Origin of the sequence: Candidatus Burkholderia verschuerenii, assembly GCF_001189365.1 — a bacterium.
Lineage (GTDB): Bacteria > Pseudomonadota > Gammaproteobacteria > Burkholderiales > Burkholderiaceae > Caballeronia > Caballeronia verschuerenii.
In genome coordinates this window covers 39914-56593 of the sequence record NZ_LFJJ01000005.1, presented here as the reverse complement: position 1 = coordinate 56593, position 16680 = coordinate 39914, and the positions used below count along the sequence as shown (strand labels likewise).

Annotated in this window: 16 protein-coding genes and 1 pseudogene; 5 read left to right on the top strand and 12 right to left on the bottom strand. The window is 64.0% G+C overall.

Annotated elements, in window-relative coordinates; all coding sequences use genetic code 11:
• Window positions 1-7: 7 nt before the first annotated feature.
• The 5 genes from BVER_RS02485 to BVER_RS32235 form a co-directional block, all read right to left on the bottom strand.
• Entirely contained in the window at window positions 8-1915 is a 1908-nt protein-coding gene (locus BVER_RS02485) for an ABC transporter ATP-binding protein (RefSeq protein ID WP_050451941.1), read from the bottom strand.
• Window positions 1916-2917, bottom strand: a complete 1002-nt coding sequence (locus BVER_RS02480; protein WP_050451940.1) for an ABC transporter permease — start codon at window positions 2915-2917, stop codon at window positions 1916-1918. It abuts the gene before it with no gap.
• Complete coding sequence (locus tag BVER_RS02475) at window positions 2914-3867, bottom strand: ABC transporter permease (RefSeq protein WP_050451939.1); 954 nt, start codon at window positions 3865-3867, stop codon at window positions 2914-2916. The genes BVER_RS02480 and BVER_RS02475 overlap by 4 nt, the downstream gene beginning before the upstream one ends.
• Window positions 3868-3937: 70 nt before the next feature.
• Window positions 3938-5524 carry an ABC transporter substrate-binding protein gene (locus BVER_RS02470; protein WP_050451938.1) on the bottom strand — a complete coding sequence of 529 codons (1587 nt, stop codon included), beginning with the start codon at window positions 5522-5524 and terminating at the stop codon, window positions 3938-3940.
• Between the two features lie 181 nt (window positions 5525-5705).
• Entirely contained in the window at window positions 5706-5858 is a 153-nt protein-coding gene (locus BVER_RS32235) for a hypothetical protein (RefSeq protein ID WP_198155125.1), read from the bottom strand.
• Between the two features lie 55 nt (window positions 5859-5913).
• Here BVER_RS32235 and BVER_RS02465 point away from each other — a divergent pair, with 55 nt between their 5' ends.
• Entirely contained in the window at window positions 5914-6417 is a 504-nt protein-coding gene (locus tag BVER_RS02465; protein ID WP_050451937.1) for an Lrp/AsnC family transcriptional regulator, read from the top strand.
• Here BVER_RS02465 and BVER_RS02460 read toward each other — a convergent pair.
• The 5 genes from BVER_RS02460 to BVER_RS02440 all read right to left on the bottom strand — a co-directional run bounded on the left by BVER_RS02460 (window position 6347) and on the right by BVER_RS02440 (window position 11337).
• Complete coding sequence (locus BVER_RS02460; RefSeq protein WP_050451936.1) at window positions 6347-6787, bottom strand: helix-turn-helix domain-containing protein; 441 nt, start codon at window positions 6785-6787, stop codon at window positions 6347-6349. The genes BVER_RS02465 and BVER_RS02460 overlap by 71 nt on opposite strands.
• A 56-nt stretch (window positions 6788-6843) precedes the next feature.
• The gene (locus tag BVER_RS02455) at window positions 6844-8121 is read right to left on the bottom strand and encodes an NAD(P)/FAD-dependent oxidoreductase (RefSeq protein WP_050451935.1); all 1278 of its coding nucleotides are present in this window, start codon (window positions 8119-8121) and stop codon (window positions 6844-6846) included.
• 9 nt (window positions 8122-8130) lie between these two features.
• Window positions 8131-8799, bottom strand: a complete 669-nt coding sequence (locus tag BVER_RS02450) for a haloacid dehalogenase type II (RefSeq protein WP_050451964.1) — start codon at window positions 8797-8799, stop codon at window positions 8131-8133.
• 91 nt (window positions 8800-8890) lie between these two features.
• Complete coding sequence (locus tag BVER_RS02445) at window positions 8891-10387, bottom strand: aldehyde dehydrogenase family protein (RefSeq protein WP_050451934.1); 1497 nt, start codon at window positions 10385-10387, stop codon at window positions 8891-8893.
• A gap of 335 nt (window positions 10388-10722) precedes the next feature.
• The gene (locus BVER_RS02440; RefSeq protein ID WP_050451933.1) at window positions 10723-11337 is read right to left on the bottom strand and encodes a helix-turn-helix domain-containing protein; all 615 of its coding nucleotides are present in this window, start codon (window positions 11335-11337) and stop codon (window positions 10723-10725) included.
• A gap of 250 nt (window positions 11338-11587) precedes the next feature.
• Between BVER_RS02440 and BVER_RS02435 the strand changes: the two genes are divergently transcribed.
• From BVER_RS02435 to BVER_RS02420, 4 genes and pseudogenes are all read left to right on the top strand, one after another.
• Window positions 11588-12469: a GNAT family N-acetyltransferase gene (locus BVER_RS02435; RefSeq protein WP_050451932.1), complete on the top strand. Its 882-nt coding sequence runs from the start codon at window positions 11588-11590 to the stop codon at window positions 12467-12469.
• Window positions 12470-12473: 4 nt separating this feature from the next.
• Complete coding sequence (locus tag BVER_RS02430) at window positions 12474-13397, top strand: 2-hydroxyacid dehydrogenase (RefSeq protein WP_050451931.1); 924 nt, start codon at window positions 12474-12476, stop codon at window positions 13395-13397.
• A gap of 9 nt (window positions 13398-13406) precedes the next feature.
• Window positions 13407-14407 (top strand): annotated as a pseudogene (locus tag BVER_RS02425) (M14 family metallopeptidase).
• A 14-nt stretch (window positions 14408-14421) separates the two neighbouring features.
• Entirely contained in the window at window positions 14422-14766 is a 345-nt protein-coding gene (locus tag BVER_RS02420; protein WP_050451930.1) for a cupin domain-containing protein, read from the top strand.
• 21 nt (window positions 14767-14787) lie between these two features.
• Here the strand turns inward: BVER_RS02420 and BVER_RS02415 are convergent, their stop codons facing one another.
• Entirely contained in the window at window positions 14788-16116 is a 1329-nt protein-coding gene (locus tag BVER_RS02415) for an NAD(P)/FAD-dependent oxidoreductase (protein ID WP_050451963.1), read from the bottom strand.
• Between the two features lie 169 nt (window positions 16117-16285).
• Window positions 16286-16678: a VOC family protein gene (locus BVER_RS02410; protein WP_050451929.1), complete on the bottom strand. Its 393-nt coding sequence runs from the start codon at window positions 16676-16678 to the stop codon at window positions 16286-16288.
• Window positions 16679-16680: the final 2 nt, after the last annotated feature.

Below are 16680 nucleotides of genomic sequence, written 5' to 3'. Positions count from 1 at the left end.
TGGTTCGTCAGAACACGGGCGCGCGCGCCGCCGCATCTTCGTCGCGCGGCGTGGTCTGGAAGCGCTCCAGTTCTTCCTCGCTGCGATGACACAGCACCTGCGCGCCGTTCGCAAGCGTGCGCTTCGCGGGCGCGGTGCGATTGCATACGCCGTCGATACGCATCGGGCAGCGCGGCAGGAAGGTGCACAGTTCCGGGTTGTCGTCGGATGCGCCGATCGGCGTCAGCGTCTGATGACAACGCTCGCTCGCTTCATCGAGCCAACCCGCGCGCAGTTCCGGCGCGGACGACACCAGCAGATGCGAATACGGATGAAACGGCGGCGCAGACAGAGCCGCGCGATCGCCCGTTTCCACGCGATGCCCCGCATACATCACGACGATGTCGTCGCTGATCGCACGAACCTTGGCAATATCGTGCGTGATGAAGAGATACGACACGCCGAGCTTCTGCTGCAACTCGCGCAGCAGATCGAGGATTGCCGCGCCGACGACCGTATCGAGCGCGGACATCACTTCGTCGCAGAGAATGAGATCGGGTTCGGCGGCGAGCGCGCGCGCCAGATTCACGCGCTGCTTCTGTCCGCCCGACAATTCGCCCGTACTGCGTTGCGCGCACGACGCGGGCAGACGCACCAGTTCCAGCAATTCGGCCACGCGCCGCCGCGCCTTTTCGCCCTTCAAACCGTGATAAAACTTGAGCGGCCGAGCCAGCGTGCGCTCGACGCTATGCACGGGATTCAACGCCGTATCCGCGTTCTGAAACACGATCTGGATGCGCCGGAACTGTTCGCGCGTGCGGCGGCTGAGATTGCCCGACAGCGGTTCGCCGTCGAGCAGTAACTGGCCGCCCGCCATCGGCATCAGACCAGCGATGACCTTCGCGAGCGTCGTCTTGCCCGAGCCGGATTCGCCGATCACGCCGACCGTCTGACCACGGCGTATCGTCAGATCGACATCGTTGAGGATGATCTTTTCGGGCCAGCCCTTCGCGCTCTTGCGGCCATAGCCCGCCGTCATGCGACGCACTTCGAGCAAGGGCGCGGGCCCGTCCGCCTGCGCCGCGGATGCGCACGCCGACACCACCGGCTGCACCGCCGCAACAAGGCTCTGCGTATAAGGATGCCTCGGCGCGTGCAGAATCTGTTCGGTCGCGCCGACTTCGCGAATCTGTCCATCGCTCAGGACTACGATTCGATCCGCCATCTGCGCGACCACGGCCAGATCGTGCGATACGTAGACCGCCGTCATGCCGTACTGGCGAATCACGCGGCGAAACGCCTGCAACACGTCGATCTGCGTGGTGACGTCGAGCGCGGTGGTCGGTTCGTCTAGAATCACGAGCTCGGGATCGGTGATCAGCGCCATCGCCGCCATCAGCCGCTGCAACTGCCCGCCCGACACCTGATGCGGATAGCGCCGCCCGATCGTTTCCGGCTCCGGCAACGCCAGCGCGCGAAACAGTTCGACGGCCTTCGCCTGCGCATCGCGCTTCGACAGCGTGCCGTGGATCATCGCGCTTTCGATCACCTGATCCATGATCGCGCGCGACTGATTGAAGGCCGCCGCCGCGCTCTGCGCGATATACGCGACGCGTCGTCCGCGCAAGCCTTCCAGCCCTTTCGCGGAGAGCGAGCGCACGTCGGTATCACCGATGCGGATCGAGCCGCCCGTGATGCGGCAACCGCTGCGCGCGTGCCCCATCAACGATAGCGCGATGGTCGTCTTGCCCGAGCCCGATTCGCCGATCAGCGCGAGCACTTCGCCGCGCGCGATCTCGAAGTCGATATCGTGAACAATGGTCGTGTCCGCTTCGCCGGGGCGGCTGCCGACCACGCGCAGGCCGCGCACGTCGACGAGATTATGGGTGGCGTCGTTCGCGGCAAGCGTGCCGCGATGCAGGAGTTCGGCACTCATTCAATGTCCTCCATCGGCATCGGCGTTGCTTGCGGCGGCTTGCTTGCGGCGGCGTCCGCGATGCGGCACGCCGTCGATCAGCAGATTGACGCCGACCGTCAGCACGGCAATGGCGATCGCGGGCAGAATCACGACCGCCGTCCCTTCGCCGAGACCCGCGATGTTCTCGCGCACCAGCGAGCCGAGATCGGCATACGGCGGCTGCACGCCCAGCCCGAGAAAGCTCAGGCTGCTCAGCAGCAGCACGACGAAGGTGAAGCGCAAGCCGGTATCGGCCAACATCGGATGAACCATGTTGGGCAACATCTCGAAGCACGCGATATACAGCGCGCTCTCGCCGCGCGCCCGCGCCACCTGCACATACTCGAGCGTGCCGATATTCACCGCCAGCGAACGCGCGATGCGATACGAGCCCGGCATATAGCTGAACGCGGCCGTAAGGATCAGCAGCGTCAGCGACGAACCGAACGCGGCCACGATCATCAGCGCGAACATCTTCGACGGAATCGACGTGATGGCGTCGAGCAGACGGCTCATGGTCTCGTCGATGCCGCGTCCCGCGACGGCGGCGAGCAGCCCGAGCGTGGTGCCGACCAGCGCCGCGAGCAGCGCGGTGGCGAGCGCGAGCACGACCGTTAGTCGCGTGCCGTAGATGATGCGCGTGAGCATGTCGCGGCCGAGATAATCGGAGCCGAGCGGCAGCTTCGCGCTCATGCCGGCGAACACGTCGTTCGTCACGATGGAGCCGACCTGATGCGGTGCGAGCCACGGCGCGAAGGCCGCGACGAACAGCGCGCACGACACCATCGCGAGGCCGATCCAGCCGCCCGTCGACAGACCCATGCGCTGCGTCAGACTGCGGCGGCGCGGCGGACGCGCGGGCGGCGTCGGCATGCCGCTGCCGTTCGGACGCATCGGCTCCGCGTTGCCGGGCAGCATGCTGCTGCGCTTGAACGGATCGGCGTGATCGGTGTGAATCGAAACGGATCGATGATGATTCATGTCCGCAACCTCGGATTGGAGAGGATGGCGCACAGGTCGGCCAGCAGCACGAGCACCAGATAACCCAGGCAGAACAGCAGCGTGCACGCCTGCACGAGCGGGAAGTCGCGATTGCTGACGGCATCGACCATCAGCTTGGCGAGACCGGGATAATTGAAGATGGTCTCCACGACGATCACGCCGCCCAGCAGATACGACAAGCTCAGCGCAATCGCGTTGGCGATCGGGCCGATCGCGTTCGGCAACGCGTGACGCAGCACCACGCGCGACGGGCTCGCGCCCTTGAGCATCGCCATCTCGACATACGACGAACTCAGTTGCTCGATCACGGCCGCGCGCGTCATGCGCGCCATCTGCGCGATGACGACCGCGCAGAGCGTAACGACGGGCATCGCGTAGGCGCGCAGGAAGTCGTGCACGCTCTCGATTTCGCCGTCGTACGACAGCGCCGACAGCCAGTGCAACTTCACCGCCAGCACCAGCACCGCGACCGTCGCGATCAGAAACTCCGGCGTCGCGACCAGCGAGAGCGTGCCCAGACTCACGATGCGATCGATCACCGATTCGCGATTCACCGCCGCGAGGATGCCCGCGGACACCGCCACCGGCACCGACACGAGCGTCGTGATCGCGGCGAGCGTGAGCGACTTGGGCAGGCGTCCCGCGATCATCTCCGAGACCGGCATGCTGCTCGACAGCGACAAGCCGAAGTCGCCGTGCGCGAGGCCCATCAGCCAGTGCAGATAACGCAGCCACGGCGCCTGATCCAGTCCGAACTGCTGGCGCAGCGCGGCGACGGTTTCGGCGGTGGCTTCCTGACCGAGCGCGGCCTGCGCGGCATCGCCCGGCAGCAGGTTCGTGATCACGAAGATGATGATCGAGACGATCAGCAGCGTCAGCGCGGTGACTGCAACGCGCCGGCCGATCAGCCCGACGATGTTCCGGTTCATCTGTCAGCCCTCCATCCAGTGAGTGGGCAAGGCGGCGGCGTGCGGCCGCCGCTTCGGCTCGATCAGCGGGTCACGCGTTCCACCAGACATGCTCGGCGAAGGTGAAGCCCATCATCGCGCCGGTCGGAATCGCGGTGAGACCTTGCACGCGCTTGTCGTTCGCATCGAGCAGGCTCAGGAAGGTCGGAATGCCGATGCCGCATTGCTCCGACACGATCACCTGCATGTCGCCGTACATCTGCTTGCGCTTGGCGTCGTCGGTTTCGGAGCGCGCGGCCGCGAGCAGCTGATCGAACTTCGGACTGTTCCAGCCCGACTCGTTCCACGGCGCATCGGATTTGAAGAACTGCGTGAACAGCACGTCCGCGCTCGAACGCGGATTGATGCTGCCGAAGCCGAGCGGATGCTTCATCCAGTGCTGCGACCAGTAACCATCGGCAGGCACGCGATTGATGGTGAGATTCACGCCGATCTTCGCGGCCGACTGCTGCAGCAGCACGCCCATTTCGATGGAACCGTTCGCGTCGGTGGTGGCGTAGATCGGCGGCAAGGTCGTGCCGACTGCGCCCGCTTTCTGGAAGTGGAACTTCGCCTTGTCGGGATCGTGCGGACGCTGCGGCAGCGAAGCATTGAAGTAGCGATGTTCCGGCGGAATCGGCTGATCGTTGCCGACCACGGCATAGCCGCGAAATACTGCGCTCTTGACCTGCTCGCGATCGAACAGATACTTCATGCCCTGCACGAAATCGGGATTGCCCGACATCGTGTTGTCGCGCCGCATGATGAGGTCGGTATAGAGACCCGACTTGGTTTCGCGCACTTCATAGCCATCCGTCGATGCGATGCGCTGCGTCGAACGCGGATCGACCGAGTTGATCAGATGCACGTCGCCGGACAGCAGCGCGTTGATGCGCGCCGCATCGTCGCCGATACCGATCAGTTCGATCTGATCGAGATACGGTCCGCCGCCGGTCTTCCAGACGTTGTCGTTGCGCACGCCGACAGTCGAGACGCCCGGCTTGAACGACTTGAGCTTGTACGGCCCCGTGCCGACCGCCGTGGCGAAATCCGTCGTGCCGTCCTTGACGATCACGAACTGCGGCGTCGCGAGAATCACCGGCAAGTCGGTATTCGCGGAGGCGAGCGTGAGCGTGATTTCGTTCGGGCCGGTCTGCTTCGCGTCGGTGAACTGGTCGGCGAGCGTCTTCACCTTCGATGCGGTCGCCGCGTTCTTGTGACGCATCAGCGAGTAGACGACATCGGCTGGGCCGAGCGGCTTGCCGTCGTGGAAGTTCACGCCTTTACGCAGCTTGATGACCCAGACCTTGCCGTCGCTGCTGTCGACCGCTTCGGCGAGATCCATGCGCGGCGTGAGCGACGCATCGAGCTGCGTCAGACTGCTGTAGAACATGAAGAACCGGATGTAGTCCGAGCCGGACGATCCTTTCGCGGGATCGAGCGTATCCGCCGTCGATGCCGCGTCATACGCAACGCGGATCTTGCCGCCCTTCTTGGGCGCGGGCGCGGGCGCGGCGATCGCGGGCGTCGCGCCCACGAGCAACCCGCCTGCGCCAGCCGCTGCCATGCCCCCGGCTGCCAACACGCGCAGCACGTCGCGGCGGCTCATGCCGCCTTTTCTGATTACGTCGTCGTACATGACACCTGCTCCTCATTGACGGGTGGAACGTTGGAAATGCCTTACTGACGAATCCGGCTGCGCGATACTGATTTAATCACCGCAAAAAATGCCGTTCATCGCATATCGGCAGGTTCGACCATTCGAAATCACGGTTTTGCGTGGCTCGAACAGCATGGTCTGCCGTCGTCGGGAAAGACCCTTAGATCAAGGCTTCACGTGTTTTCAGCGTGCACACGAAAGCCTTCGTCCAGCTTTTAAGCGCGTGCAGCACAAAATGCTGCGCGACGGGTGCAAAACGCGGCGCACGCCCTTTTTCAGGGCACTTTTGGCGAAACGCCGCACGGGCATGCATCGCTAACATCGGTACTACCCCAACCCTTCGCGCGGAACACGGAACACATTCGACGATGAACGGCAACGCGAAACTCGACCACATCGATCTGCACATCCTGGCGCAGTTGCAGGAGCAAGGCCGCATCACCAACGTCAAACTCGCCGGCGCCGTCGGCCTGTCGCCAAGCCCGTGTCTTGCGCGCGTGAAGCGGCTCGAACAGGCGGGTTACATCGCGGGATACGGCGCGCAACTCGATCTGCGCAAGCTCGACGACGTGCAGATCGTGTTCGCCGAAATCACGCTTGCCGACCGCCGCCGCGAAGACTTCGCGAAGTTCGAAACGGCCATTCGCGCCGTCGATGAAATCGTCGAATGTCATCTGGCAAGCGGCGAATACGACTATCTCCTCAAATTCGTCACACGAAGCGTCAGCCACTATCAGCGCGTGATCGAAGCGCTGCTGGCGCGCGATATCGGCATCGATCAGTACTTCAGTTATGTGATCGTCAAGACGGCCTTCGAGAGGAGCGGCTATCCGCTCGACTCGCTGTTTCCGTCGTCGCACTCTTCAGATTAGCGACGCGCGCGGCGTCGCCGCTCAGCCATTCGCGCGGCGTTGCGCCCATCACGCGCTTGAAGTGCCGGCACAGATGGCTCTGATCGAAGAAGCCGACTTCGGCCGCCACCACCGACGGCGGCAAGCCGCCGCTCAACAAACGTTGCGCATGCCGCACGCGCACCAGTCGCACATACTGGTGCGGCGAAATGCCGACTTCGGCATTGAAGCGCACCGCGAAACGCGAGATGCTCAGGCCCGCGATACCCGCCAACTCCGACAAGCTGATCGGCTCGGCAAAACACGCTTCGATAAAATCCAGCGCGCGCTGCACGGCCTGCGTGGCGCGCAGGCCGAGAGCGGAAGCAGGCGAGAAAGTGGCACGCGACATGGATGGTCCTCAGGTATGCGGTCATGCCGTTTATCGACATGACGCGCGGCATCCGTTCAATGCAAAACGTCCTGCAAGCGGTAATACGCGCCGACCAGCGGCAGAAACCACGCGCGTCCGAAATGCCCTGGAATCGCGGGCCATTCGAGCGTTCGCCACGGATTGCGCGCGGCCGCGCCGAACATCACGTCGGCCATCACGCGGCCCATGTGCACCGACATCTGCACGCCGTGGCCGCTGTAGCCCATCGAATAAAACAGGCCTTCATGCTGACCCGCGCGCGGCAGCCGATCCGCCGTCATATCGACGAGTCCGCCCCAGCAATAGTCGATGCGTACATCGGCAAGTTGCGGAAAATACTGCGCGATGCCCGCTTGCAGAATGCGCCCGCTCTTTTCGTCCGAACGCGGATTCGACATCGCGAAGCGCGCACGGCCGCCGAACAGCAAACGCTCGTCGGGCGTCGCGCGAAAGTAGTTGCCGATATGACGCGTCGTCACATACGAACGGCGCGTGGGCAGCAATGCGTCGAGCTTGGCTTTACCGAGCGGCTCCGTCGCGACGATGAAACTGCCCACCGGCGCGATGCGTCGGCGAAACCATTGCAGCGGTCCCGTCAGCGATGCGCCCGTCGCAATCAACACGCGATCCGCGCGCATCGCGCCGCGCGCGCTCTGCACTTCGAACACGTTGCCACCGAGCGGCTTCAGGCCGGTCACCGGCGAGTCCTCGAAAATTCGCGCACCGCGCCGCGCTGCTGCTTCCGCGAGTCCAACGCCGAACTTGCCCATATGCATCTGCATGCCGTTGCGCTGCACGAGGCCGCCGAAGAAACCATCGGAGGCGATCTCGTCGCGAATACGTTCGCGCGGCACGAGTTCCACATCGGCATCGACTTCGCGCCGGATCACGTCATACGACTTCGCCAGCGACGCGAAATGCTGCGGCTTCGCGGCGAGCTTGATCTTGCCGCTATCGCGCAAATCGCAGTCGATGCCTTCCTCGCCGATGATCGCGCGCACCGTTTCCACCGCGCCCGCATACGCGCGATAAAACTCCGCCGCGCGCTCGCCGCCGATCCGCGCCGACAGCGACGCATAGTCCTGCGCGACGCCCGTATTGCAATGCCCGCCGTTGCGTCCCGACGCCTGCGCGGCGAGCCGCCCCGCTTCGAGCACGATCACCGACACGCCGCGCTTCGCAAGTTCGAGCGCCGCCGACAAACCCGTGAAGCCGCCGCCGACCACGACCACATCCGCGCGCGCGGGCAGGTCGCCCTGCGCGAGTTGCGAGAAGCGCGGCGCGGTATCGAGCCAGTAGGAATCGAGCTTCATGCGGGTGCCTTACAGGCCGAGCAGCGATGCGAGTTGCGGAATGCCCGACACTTCGTTCACGCCGTAATACGTGTTGAGCGACTCGTGACGGCGATTCACGAAAGCCTTGTGCTTGATGCCCATGTCGTACGCGGTCATCAGGTCGTAGCGGAAGCTCGACGACACATGCAATACGTCTTCGGGATTGCAGTCGAGTTGCGAAAACATATATTCGAAGGCCTTTTGCAGCGGCTTGTACGCCTGCGCCTGCTGCGCGGTAAAGACCTTGTGGAACGGCGCGCCGAGCTTGTCGACATTGCTGTGAATCTGATCGTTCGATGCATTCGACAGGATCACTAATTTATATTTGCTCGCAAGGCGCGACAGCCCTTCCGGCACGTCCGCATGCGGGCCCCACGTCGGCACGGCTTCGTAGATCTTTTCAGCGATGGCGAGATCGAACGGCACGCCCGTGCGCTCGCAGGTGCGGCGCACCGAATTCACCACCACGTCGCGATATGGCTTCCATGCGCCGAGCACTTCGTCGAGCCGGTAGCCGCGAAAAAATTCGATGAACTCTTCCATCTTCTCCGGGCTTAGCTTGTCGGCATAAAGCTGACGCGCGGTTTGTCCCATCTGGAAGTTGGTGAGCGTGCTGTAACAGTCGAAGGTGATGTACTTCGGCTCGAAATCGATCATGGTGTGCATCCTGTCGTCGTGGCGAATCCGATGCGGATTCAGGTTCAGTGTCGTCGAATCTTTGCGCGATCTTTGCGTGAAGCGGTGATGCCTACATCTGGTCGAAATCGATCAGCACGCTTTTGTGACGCATGCTCGCCTCCAGCGCCTGACGTCCGAGATCCTTGCCGATGCCCGATTGCTTGAAGCCGCCGGTCGGGATCATCATGTCGCCGCTGCTGCGGCCGTACCGGTTGATCCAGATCGTGCCCGCCGCGATACGACGCATCGCGCGCAGCGCCTGGCCGATGTCGCGCGAATGCACGCCAGCCGCCAGGCCATATGTGGGATGTCCCGCGAGCGCGATGCCCTCGTCTTCATCCTCGAAGGTTTGCACGGTAAGCACCGGGCCGAACAGTTCCTCGCGCACGGCGGGCGTCGTGGCGGTCACGTTGGCAAGCAGCGTCGGCCGATGAAAATAGCCTTCGCCCGTGCCTTCGAAATAGCCGCCACCGAAGATCACCTCCGCGCCGGACGCGCGGCTGTCGTCGAGCAGACGATCGATACGTTCGGCCTGCGTGCGGCTGATGATCGGCGAATAAGCGGTTGCGCCGCTCCAGAGCGGACCGGGTGCGACATTAGTTAGTTGTACTTTTATCGCTTCGATCAGCGCATCGGCAATGCCTTTGTGCACGATCAAACGCGTACCCGCCACGCACGCCTGACCGCCGTTGGCGATAAAGCCGCGCGCGATGCAGCGCGCCGTGTGCTCCAGATTCGTCACGCGTTCGAACACGAGTTGCGGGCTCTTGCCGCCGAGTTCCAGCGTGACGGGCTTGGTGCCGTGCATGGCGGCATCGCTCATGATGGCAGCGCCGGTGCGCGTCGAACCGGTGAAGCTGATCTTCGCGATATCGAGATGTCGCGTCAGCGCCGCGCCCGTGCTCGCGCCGCGTCCGTTCACGATGTTGAAGATACCCGGCGGCATGCCAGCTTCGATCGCCAGCTCGGCGAGATGCAGCGTGGAGAACGGCGTCATTTCGGAAGGTTTCAGCACAACCGCGTTGCCGGCCGCGAGCGCGGGGCCGCACTTCCACGAGCACATCGACAGCGGAAAATTCCACGGCGTGATCGCGCCGATCACGCCATACGGTTCGGATGCAACGAAGCCGAGACTGTCGCGCCGCGTCGCCGCGATATCGCCGCCGAGCTTGTCGGCCAGTTCCGCAAAAAAGCGGATCGCTTCGGCGGTGAACGGCACATCCGATGCATACGATTCCGCGATCGGCCGCGTCGAGCTGACGGTTTCGAGTTGCGCGAGGCTCAGCGCGTGGCGGTCGACCAGATCGGCCCAGCGCGTCATCACTTTCGCTCGCTCGCGCGGCGGGCGCGTGGCCCAGCCGCTGCTTTTCAACGCGTCGAGCGCGTTGTTCACCGCAAAATCGACCGTATCCGCCGATGCATCGGGCACGTGGCCGAGCAGCTTGCCATCGGACGGACGAAGCACGGCGATCTGCGCTTCATCGGTCCGGTGATACGCGCCGCCGATGAAATGCCCTTGCGGCAATGGCACGGCGGACGGATCGAAATCGAGTGACGGAGTTGACATGCCCGGCCTGTTCGGTAAGCGCCTCGCAGCGCGTTCAGGGGATGCTGCCGCCCGTTCTTCAGCGTGCGCCGAAATGAACGAACATTGAATGAAATTCATTATAGTGAACACAAAATGAATTCCTAGTGATAAAAAATAATCCGGCGAAAAGTCGATGTGGCGATGCGCGACGAGACCGGCGCGAAGGCGCGTCAGGCCTTGCGGCACGGGGATGTGCGCCGCAACGGGCAAACGAGGATGTTGGGGAAAACGAGCAGGCGGGACGTGACCCGAATCGAACTGAAAATGAACGGCGGCCCGTCACAATGAACGGACCGGATACGGCGGAAGAACAGTCAGAGGTGAATGACGGGCGGCTGCGTGTTCATGATCCACAGCAGACGCGCGGCTTTTCGGCTTTCATTGCGCACGCTATGCGGCACGGTGCTCTTGAACTGGAAGCTGTCGCCCGCGCGCAGTTCACAGCGCCGGTCGCCGACATTCAGCACGACCAATCCTTCCAGCACGAGCCCCGCTTTTTCGCCGATGCCGACCAGCACTTCTTCGGAACCGGAACCGGCGGGCAGCATGATGACCATCATCTGCAGATCGTGATCGCCGTGCGGCGACAGCAGTTCCTTCTGCATGCCGTTCTTGCCGACTTCGAACAGCGGACGTTCGGCGGCGCGGCGCACGAAATCGCCTGCGACGGGATCGGACACCGCGTCGTCGTCTTCGAGCAGCGCGCTCAGCGGCACTTCGAGCGCCTGCCGCAACTTTTCGAGGATACGCACCGAAGGATTCGCCTTGTTGCGCTCCACCTGGCTGACGGTGCCGACGGACACGCCGGCGCGCATCGCCAGTTCGTTGACCGACAGGCCGTGCGCGATGCGCAGCGCCTTCAGCCGCGCGCCGACATCGGCATGACTGAGTTCGGGCGTGCCCCGCTTGTTGAGTGTTGTGCGCTGCATGTGGTTTCTATCCGATGACGCCGATGACGATGCGGGCGCGACCGCCGCACGCGAGAGCGGCATTGAAGAATCGCGCGAGTTTGCTCATTATATTGAATAAAATCGCTTTCGCTGAACTTCGATTTTGAAAACTCGGGTTAGCGAGCGTGTCGAAGGTTTGCGTGTGGCCAACGCAGGAAGATCGTCCTATCAACCGAACGGGGCCGCGTGGGAGAGTCGAATCTCACTATGCCGCCCGCAGGAGAACGCAGTGTCAGACTCGCGTGTCAGCGCCGCGCCGCGCTATCGCGCCTTTACCGCCGACGATATTCCCGCCGCGCACGGCTTGTCCGTGGCCGTGCAGTGGCCGCATCGCGCGGAAGACTGGCGTGAGATGTTCGACGCCGGGACCGGCTTCGTCGCGGAAGACGCGGGCGTCGTGATCGGCACCGCGCTGTGCTGGAAGTTCGGCGCGGATCGCGGCACGCTCGGACTCGTGATCGTGTCGTCGGAACAACAGGGCCGCGGCATCGGACGCAAGCTGATGGAACTCGTGCTCGAGGAACTCGGCGGACGCATCACCTTTCTGCACGCGACCGAAGCGGGCAAGCCGCTCTACGAGAAGCTCGGCTTCGCGGAATGCGGATCGATCGATCAACATCAGGGACCGATCGGCGATGTCGCGGCGATCGCGCCGCCCGAAGGTGAACGCCTGCGCGCGATGACGCGCGACGATCTCGCGACGGTCGTCGAACTCGCATCGCGGGCGAGCGGCTTCGATCGCAGCGCGACGATTCCCGCGCTGCTCGAATCGGCGCACGCGCAAGGCATCGTGCTCGAACGCGATGGCGCCATCGTCGGCTTCTCGCTGCTGCGGCGCTTCGGACGCGGACAGGTGATCGGCCCGGTCGTCGCCACCGATGCGATTCGCGCGAAATCGCTGATCACGCATTGGCTGGCGCAGCACGCGGGCGCATTCGTGCGCATGGATGTGCCCGCGGGCACCGGCATCAACGACTGGCTCGCGAGCGTCGGCCTGAAGCATGTCAGTTCGGTCGTGAAGATGGTGCGCAACGCGCCCGCGAGCGAACACGGCGGCCCGCCAGATGCGACATATCGCGCGTTCGGCATCATCAATCAGGCGATGGCCTGACATCATGACGGTTCTTTATAAAGCCGATCCGGTGCGCGGCGCCGTGTGGGCCGAACGCTTCGCCGCGCTCGCGCCGGAGCTGCCCTTTCGCATCTGGCCGGATATCGGCGACGCGGACGCGATCCGCTATCTCGTCGCGTGGCAACCCGGCGATCTCGCCGCCACGCTGCCGAATCTCGAAGTGATGTTTTCCGTCGGCGCGGGCGTCGATCAACTCGATCTCGCGCGCATTCCCGCGCATTTGCCGGTGGTGCGGATGATCGAACCGGGCATCGTCGATGGCATGGTCGAATATATGACCGAAGCCGTGCTCGCCATTCATCGCGATCTGTTCGACTACGCGTTGCAGCAGCGGACGCGCACCTGGCGCGCGATGCCGTTGCGTCCGGCCGTGTCGCGCCGCATCGGCGTGCTCGGGCTGGGCATGCTCGGCACGGCGGTGCTCGAACGACTGCGGCTATTCTGTTTCGATTGCGCGGGATGGAGCCGTTCGACGCGCGAGATAGAAGGCGTCGCGTGCTTTGCGGGCGAAGCATCGTTCGATGCCTTTCTCGCGCGCACCGATGTGCTCGTGTGCCTGCTGCCGCTCACCGACGCCACGCGCGGGATGCTCGATAAGCGCGTATTCGCGAAGCTCCCGGCGGGCGCATCGCTCGTGCATGTCGGACGCGGGCCGCAACTTGTCAGTGCCGATCTGCTCGACGCGCTCGAACGCGGCCATATCCACAGCGCCGTGCTCGATGTCACCGATCCCGAACCGCTGCCCGCCGATCATCCTTTGTGGACACAGCCGCGTGTACGCATCACGCCGCATATCGCGAGCGCGACGCGTCCCGAAACGGCCGTCGATGCACTGCTCGACAACTTGCGCCGTCATCGCGCGGGCGAACGGATGATCGGCGAGATCGATCGGGCGCGTTGTTATTAAGGAAACCTTATGGATAACTATCCCATCGAAGTCGAGTTTCCCGATATCGGCGCGCACGCGCAGGACAATACGGGCATCGCGTATGTGCATACGTTCGATTCCGGCGTGGCCGGGCCGCACGTCATGATCAACGCGCTCACGCACGGCAACGAAGTGTGCGGCGCGATCGTCGTCGATGCCTTGCTGCGCGCGAAGCTGCGCCCGAAACGCAGCACGCTGACGCTGTCGTTCGCCAATGTCGATGCCTACGCACGCTTCGATGCGGCGATGCCGGATCGCGCGCGTTTCGTCGATCAGGACTTCAACCGCGTGTGGACCGCCGCGAAGCTCGACGACACCGCCACGCGTACGACACCGCCACGCGTTCGTCGGAACTCGATCGCGCCCGCGCGATGCGCCCGGTCATCGACACGGTCGGTCTGCTCCTCGATCTGCATTCGATGCATGAAAAGAGCCTGCCGCTGATCGTCGCCGGTCCGCTCGACAAAGGCGCGGAACTCGCCGTGCAACTCGGCACGCCCGCGACGGTGATTCGCGACGAAGGCCATCCCGAAGGCCGCCGCATGCGCGACTACGAGGGTTTCGGCGATGCGGCCAGCCCGAAGAACGCGTTGCTGATCGAATGCGGGCAACACTGGGAAGCGCGCGCGGTCGACGTCGCGCGCGACAGCACGGCGCGCTTTCTGCTGCTCGCGGGTATCGTCGACGCAAGCGATCTGCCCGCCGATTGGCTCCGGCCGCTGCCCGATGAAATGCGCGTGGTCAGCGTGACGCAACCGGTCGTCGCGAAGAGCATGGACTTTCGTTTCGCGGGCGCTTATACGGGGCTCGAAGTGTTCGATCGCGCGGGCGCGGTGATCGGATGGAACGATGGCGTCGCGGTCACCACGACCTACGACGACTGCATGCTCGTGATGCCGTCGCTGCGCCAGTTGCGCCCCGGCGTGACCGTGGTGCGGCTCGGCCGCATCGAACGACGCATCGATCTCACTCCACGCAAATCACGCTAACAGGAAGCCACGACGTGAAAGTTCAGCAGATCAAACAGGCCGTCGAACTCGAAGGACTCGAAGACTGGGGCACGGCCGCCCTGCCCGGCACGGACCCCGTGCGCGTGAGCGGCCGCCAGATGGTGATTCCCGGCCTCGAGGCGATCGATACCGGCGTGTTCGAATGCTCGCCCGGCGCGTATCGGCGCTCGGTGAAGCAGGCCGAAGTGATGCATTTCATCGCGGGCGCGGGGATTTTCACGCCTGACGGCGAAGACACCATCCACTTTCGCAGCGGCGATACGCTGTTTTTTGAAGCGCAGACGGAAGGGCTTTGGGAAGTGGTTGAGACGATGCGCAAGATTTATGTGATCTTCTGACGCGGCGCATCGCTCGCCGCCTCACATCATCTCCGGACTATGCAACCGCGTGCCATCGCTGAACCGGTTCAGCCGATACGGACCGGTATCGAATTGCGGCACTTCTTCCATCACCAGACGGCTCACCAGCATGCCCGCGCCCGGGCCCAGACCGAAGCCGTGTCCGCTGAAACCGGATGCGATCACGAGGCCCGGCTTCGCATCGACCTTCGAGATGACGGGGACGAGATCGGGCATCGTATCGATCGCGCCGGCCCACGCGTGCGCGATCCGCAAGCCCGACAGTTCGGGAAATACGCTCGCGACGTTGTGCAGCGATCGTTCGAGCCATTCCACATCGGGACGCGGATCGAGCACGCGAGTCTTTTCGAACGGCGTGATATCACCGTCGTTCCAGCTCGCGCTCGCTTCCGGCCCCTGAAAAAAGCTCGCGCCGACGCGGATCTTCAGTTTCTTCTTGAGCTTGCTGCGGAACATGGTGCGGAACTTCACCGAATGCCGCAGGTTTTGCGGCGCGAGTTCGACGCGTCCGTAACCCGGCACGGCGATCGTATAGCCGCCGTCGAGCCTGCGCCGCAGCGCGAAATTCGGCCCTGAAAAACAGCCTTCGATGACACCCGGCGCTTCCGCCGTGCGCAAGGCCGTGCCCATCACGTTGATGGCGGGCAGATCGATGCCGTGACGCTGGCAGAACAGCGCGCTCCACGCGCCGCCCGCGAGCACGACGGTATCGGCCGCGAGCCTGCCGCGCTCGGTCCAGATGCCGGAGACGCGGCCCGCGCCTATATCGAGGCCGCGCACCGCGCAGTTCTGATACACCTTCGCGCCGAGCCGTTGCGCGCCGCGCGCGATGGCGGGCGCCGCCTTCGACGGTTCCGCGCGGCCATCGGTGACCGACCACAGGCCGCCCGCCCATTTCGCGCGCCCCGACGGAATGCGCGACGCCAGTTCGCGCGCGCTCAGAATCTCGCTGTTGAAACCGACTTCGCGCGCGCGGGCGAGCCACGATTCCCACTGCGCGACATCGGCCTGATTTTCCGTGCCGTACAGAATGCCGGACTTGCGAAAACCAATGTCCTCGCCGAGTTCCTCGCTGAGTTCGCCCCAGCGCCTGAGGCTCTGCATCGCGAGCGGCAATTCGTAGAGATCGCGGTTCTGCTGGCGCACCCAGCCCCAGTTGCGACCCGACTGCTCGCCGCCGATGACGCCCTTCTCCAGCAGCACCACCGACACTCCGCGCCCCGCCAGTTCATACGCGGTGCTGACGCCGACAATGCCGCCGCCGATCACCGCGACGTCGCATCGTTCGGGGAAACCTTCGCTATTGGTGACCTCATCTAGCCTGAGCATGGTGTGCTGACCGTGTGATTCCCGGCACGCCGACGCGGACAATGTCGCCGCATCGCCCGGAGTGGATGTCGATCGAATATCGCCGGCCATAGCCGACGCTGTTGCGGCAAATGTCGCACCTTTTGCGCGGTAAGGATAGGACGTTCTTTCTGCCGGCGTCGCGGGAGGATCAGCGATAAAGCTGCGCCTTCGCGGCATTTCCCGCGCGGTTCCAGATTTCCGCATCGGTCAGCGTCGTTTCGATGAACTCGATCGGCATGCCGGCGTTATCGATGACCGCGACGCGAAAATCGTCGAGCGGCTCGTAGGGACCGAGAATCACGCGATGACCTTCGATCGCCGCCGCGAGGTTGTCGACCTTGTAGGCGATATGCGGCTGGCTGCGCATCGGCTCGGCCAGCGTGCAGTCCGGCCCGAAGCGATGCCATTGAATCGGCAGCGGCCCGGTGAGATCGTCGGACGTGTACATGTCGACGCTCGCGGCATAACGTTCGCCGGGCCGCGCCGCGTCGGTGGGAATGCCGATGTGATGCAGGGTGTAGCTCACGCCTTCTCGTCGCATGC

Coding starts and splice junctions, on each gene's coding strand:
- BVER_RS02430 (WP_050451931.1), top strand. CDS start 12,474: ATGACGGTTCTTTATAAAGCCGATCCGGTGCGCGGCGCCGTGTGGGCC.
- BVER_RS02455 (WP_050451935.1), bottom strand. CDS start 8,121: ATGAAGCTCGATTCCTACTGGCTCGATACCGCGCCGCGCTTCTCGCAA.
- BVER_RS02470 (WP_050451938.1), bottom strand. CDS start 5,524: ATGTACGACGACGTAATCAGAAAAGGCGGCATGAGCCGCCGCGACGTG.
- BVER_RS02460 (WP_050451936.1), bottom strand. CDS start 6,787: ATGTCGCGTGCCACTTTCTCGCCTGCTTCCGCTCTCGGCCTGCGCGCC.
- BVER_RS02485 (WP_050451941.1), bottom strand. CDS start 1,915: ATGAGTGCCGAACTCCTGCATCGCGGCACGCTTGCCGCGAACGACGCC.
- BVER_RS02450 (WP_050451964.1), bottom strand. CDS start 8,799: ATGATCGATTTCGAGCCGAAGTACATCACCTTCGACTGTTACAGCACG.
- BVER_RS02480 (WP_050451940.1), bottom strand. CDS start 2,917: ATGAATCATCATCGATCCGTTTCGATTCACACCGATCACGCCGATCCG.
- BVER_RS02440 (WP_050451933.1), bottom strand. CDS start 11,337: ATGCAGCGCACAACACTCAACAAGCGGGGCACGCCCGAACTCAGTCAT.
- BVER_RS02475 (WP_050451939.1), bottom strand. CDS start 3,867: ATGAACCGGAACATCGTCGGGCTGATCGGCCGGCGCGTTGCAGTCACC.
- BVER_RS02410 (WP_050451929.1), bottom strand. CDS start 16,678: ATGCGACGAGAAGGCGTGAGCTACACCCTGCATCACATCGGCATTCCC.
- BVER_RS02415 (WP_050451963.1), bottom strand. CDS start 16,116: ATGCTCAGGCTAGATGAGGTCACCAATAGCGAAGGTTTCCCCGAACGA.
- BVER_RS02465 (WP_050451937.1), top strand. CDS start 5,914: ATGAACGGCAACGCGAAACTCGACCACATCGATCTGCACATCCTGGCG.
- BVER_RS32235 (WP_198155125.1), bottom strand. CDS start 5,858: ATGCATGCCCGTGCGGCGTTTCGCCAAAAGTGCCCTGAAAAAGGGCGT.
- BVER_RS02445 (WP_050451934.1), bottom strand. CDS start 10,387: ATGTCAACTCCGTCACTCGATTTCGATCCGTCCGCCGTGCCATTGCCG.